We start from the raw sequence: 4,245 nt of genomic DNA on the forward strand, positions 1-4,245 counted from the left end.
TTCTGGTGGTAGCCCTGTTGTGGTCGAGGGGGGTGGTCCGGCCACGGTGGATGGTCCGGGTGTCTCTGGTGGTAGCCCTGTTGTGGTCGAGGGGGGTGGTCCGGCCACAGTGAACGGTCCGAGTGCCTCTGGTAGCAGTCCTGCCGCGACGGCGGGCAACTCCGCCGCACATCCCGCCGACAACGCCGACGCGGTGGTGGACCACAGCCCGGACGCGGTGGTGGACCACAGCCCGGACGCGGTGGTGGACCACAGCCCGGACGCGGTGGTGGACCACAGCCCCGACGCGGTGGTGGACCACAGCCCCGACGCGGGGTTGCCCGACGCAACCGACGGGCAGGGCATCGAGCCTGTGGCCTCCCCGGAGAGCGTGGCCGTGGACGCACCGGCCAACTCGGCTGTGACCCCTTCGGAGAACAACACCCAGGGATCTCCTGACCCCGACGTGCAGGGATCTCCGGAGAGCGACGCGCAGAGGTCTCCGGAGGCGGCGGCCGGGCAGAACGACCGTGCGGCTACGGTGCCGGACCAGGGGAATGGCGTTCCCGTCGCAACGGGCGGCAGCCCCACGACATCCGCCACATCCGCCACACCCGCCGCACCCGCCACGGGCAACGGTGCCCGGCCGGGTGGCCTCCCTGCCACCGGAGGCGCTCCGGCTTCCTCGGACACGTCTCCCCAGGGCACCCGCGCTCCGGACGGTACAGCCCCGGTGGACGGCTCACCGGCCGCGACGGACGACTCCTCGCAGGTCACCTCCACTCCGGAGGCCGTCGACCCGGCCGGGACCGACGTCTTGCCGGACTCCGTGGAGAGCACCCCTGCCCCGGTCGTCGACACCACGGTCGACACGACGGTCGACCCCACCACCGACACCGTTCCCGGTCCGGCCGTCGAGACCACCACCGCTCCGCCGAAGGTGAGCACTGTCGGCTCGTTCGCCGACACCGACGACGTACGTGATGTCAGCGGCACACCCGATGCGAAGTCCGAACCCACACGCGAGGGGAGACCCGAATCCACCCCGGCACCGCCCCTGACCATCGTGGTGTCGGAGGTGCCGCCGCCGGGTGAGGGATCACCGGAGGCGGCCGAGCTGCTGGACGGGGCCGGGACCGACCGGGCCGTGGTGCTCGGGCCTGCAGTCACGCCGGACGGGGCAGGACGCCCGGTACGCGCCGCGGTCGAGCTGACCCGCGAAGGGCCGGGCGCCCCGGTCCAGGTCCGTACGCTCACCGGCCCGGTGCCCGCCACGACGGCTGACGGCACCACGGCCACCACGCACACCGTGTTCCCCGGCGCAGACGTGCTGCTGCCGCTCGCCGATGCCCTTGGCCCCATGGCCCAGCCCGCCACCCAGAGCACCGTGGCGGCCGACAGCGCCCCGGTCGTCACCTCCACGGACCTACCCTCGCCGGCGGTGCTGCAGGAGAAGGCAACCCAGGCAACCCCGGCAACCCCGGTACACGACACCGGAGTCGGCCCGGACTCCACTGCTGCCACCGCACCCGCCCCGGACAAGCTCGCCACCCTGTCGCGCCCCTGGACCGAGACGGCCACCGACCTGCACCTGGAGTCGGGCGCAGGCGACAGAGGCAGTGACGGGACCGGCGGGCAAGCCCCCGGCCTCGGTACAGGACACGGCCCCGGGAACGGAACCACCCCGCCCCCGCCCACGCAGGCCACACCGGAAACCTCCCCTGCGACGCCGTCGGTGGCACTTCCCCCGTCGCCGGCCCGGATCGTCGTACGCCCCGCGGACGGCGGCGTCACCGACGTCGGCGGAAACGGGTCACGGCGGACCGAGAGGGAGCCGGCCGTCGTCACCCTGGACGGCCACACGGTGCCGCTCGCCCAGGTGCGGCGTCTGGTGCCGGACATGACGGTGCAGCCGGCACCGGGCCGTGCCGTCCAGAGGCTGACCATCTCGCAGAGCCCGGCCGAGGACGGTACGGCACACGAGGCGGGGCGCCGGGCGCTGCTCGGCCAGGACACCTTCCGCGGCGTACGCACCGTGTCCACCCCCGCCGCAGCCTCCACACCTCCGCGGACGGACTCCGATGCGGGGACCGACGCGCCGCGGCCCGCCCGCCGAACCGTGTTCACGGGCCCGCCGGCCCCGCTCCCGGGAGCGGGTACCGATCGGGGCGCCGATTACTTCGTGTCGCACGCCACATCCCGTACCGTCACGCTGGGCACCGAGGACTCGGCGCGGCCCAGCGTGACGGTCAGCGGCGTACAGCTCGTCGAATTGCTCAAGTACTGGGCGGTGGACGACGACGAGGACCGGCCTCTGGTCATGTACGCCTGCAAGACCGGAAGGCAGCCGGAGATCGCGGGGCTGCCGGTCGCGCAGCACGTGGCGAACGGGACCGGGCGGACGGTGTACGCGCCGACCACCGAGGTGGGTACGGCCCGCGGCGCGGACGGCGAAGTCCGTGCCGTGCTCACAGAGGGCCCGGACGGGCCGGGGCGGTGGCGGTTGTTCACCCCGGAGCCGAGCGGTGGGGACCTGGACCGGTCGGCGCGCGACGCCGGTCTGCACGCCGGCCCCGGCCCGGCCGGCCCGTTCGCCCGTGCCCGCACCCTCCAGCAGATCCGAACTCTGCGCGACGCTCTCGGACCGGACGCCGAACAGCGTCCGGAAAACCAGGAGCTGCTCGCCGGCCTCGCTTACGTGGACGGTCTGCGCTGGCTGAGCACGGACAGCGCGGCCCGGTACGGCGACGGCCGGATGACCCCGGACCTGCTGCGCCGGATGGTCACCGACTGGCACACCGTCACCGGCGCCCCGACTACCGACCCCACTCCTGAGCAGTACACCGCGTTCCTGCGCGCGGCGGCCGTGCTGCGGGCCGATGCCGGCCCCGGCACCACGCTCGACGAGCTGCTTCCCCCGCCGCCGCCCGAGCTGTCTCCCACCACGTCGGTCTCGCGAGAGGATGTGCGCGGGCTCTCCTACGCGCCGTCGGCGGATGTCGTCTGGTCGCTGTCGAACGCACCCCTGACCTTGTCCGAGCTGGCTCTCAGTCCCGAGGACACCGCCGAGTTGGCACGTCGCCTGCACGACCCGGCGCCCACCGCCACCGCCCACGAGGAGAAGCCGACCCCGCCTCCCCTCAGGAGCGGTGAGGTGAATTCGTATACGGCGCGGCATGCGTACGGGATGCCGGAGAAGAATTTCAAGGAGTTCCGTGATCTGGCGCGGGACAAGAACGTGGTCATCGATGTGCGTCCGACGAATCTTCTCGCTCCGAAGTGGCTCGAGGCCGGGGCGTTGCCGAAGCCGTGGGAGATCAAGGCCAAGACGGTGAACGAGGTCGATGTTCTTCTGGGTGCTGATCCGGAGAGCGTCGGGCTTGTGGGTTATTTCAAGCCGGTGATGCCTGATCCGGGGGCTGTTCCGGAGGGGGCGTCGGAAAGGGTTCTGTCGCGGTTCAACCAGCGTTCGACGGAGTTCCGTGAGCTGGCCGCGAAGATGGCGGCGCTCGAGGCGGAGAACAGGTTCGTCGTGCGGGACGGTCTGGTCTTCGGGGTGGGTGAGGACGGTGGTCGGCGTCCGATCACCGGTGATCACGATCTGTTCGACGTGTCGACGCCGGACGGTACGCGGGTCACGCATCCCGCGCATGACGCGCTGATCGAGGAGATGCGGGCGAAGGACATGGCCGTGATGCACGGCGCGCACATGTTCTGGAATCCGCCGACCGCTTTCGACAAGTCCCTCTTCGACAAGATCGTCCATAAGCACCAGGGTCCTGACGGCGAACCACTGCTCCGGTTCGGACCCGACAACGAGAACGCCCGACTCACCTGGCCCGAGCCGCTCAGGAGCGGTGAGGTGAATTCGTATACGGCGCGGCATGCGTACGGGATGCCGGAGAAGAATTTCAAGGGGTTCCGTGATCTGGCGCGGGACAAGAACGTGGTCATCGATGTGCGTCCGACGAATCTTCTCGCTCCGAAGTGGCTCGAGGCCGGGGCGTTGCCGAAGCCGTGGGAGATCAAGGCCAAGACGGTGAACGAGGTCGATGTTCTTCTGGGTGCTGATCCGGAGAGCGTCGGGCTTGTGGGTTATTTCAAGCCGGTGATGCCTGATCCGGGGGTTGTTCCGGAGGGGGCGTCGGAAAGGGTTCTGTCGCGGTTCAATCAGCGTTCGACGGAGTTCCGTGAGCTGGCCGCGAAGATGGCGGCGCTCGAGGCGGAGAACAGGTTCGTCGTGCGGGACGGTCTGGTCTTCGGGGT

At 70.8% G+C, this 4,245-nt stretch carries 1 pseudogene; it reads left to right on the top strand.

The features are described from left to right. Window positions 1-109: 109 nt before the first annotated feature. Window positions 110-4,245, top strand: a pseudogene (locus ACWD04_RS17730) (lonely Cys domain-containing protein); the annotation flags it as partial.

It is taken from the genome of Streptomyces sp. NPDC002911 (assembly GCF_053591835.1).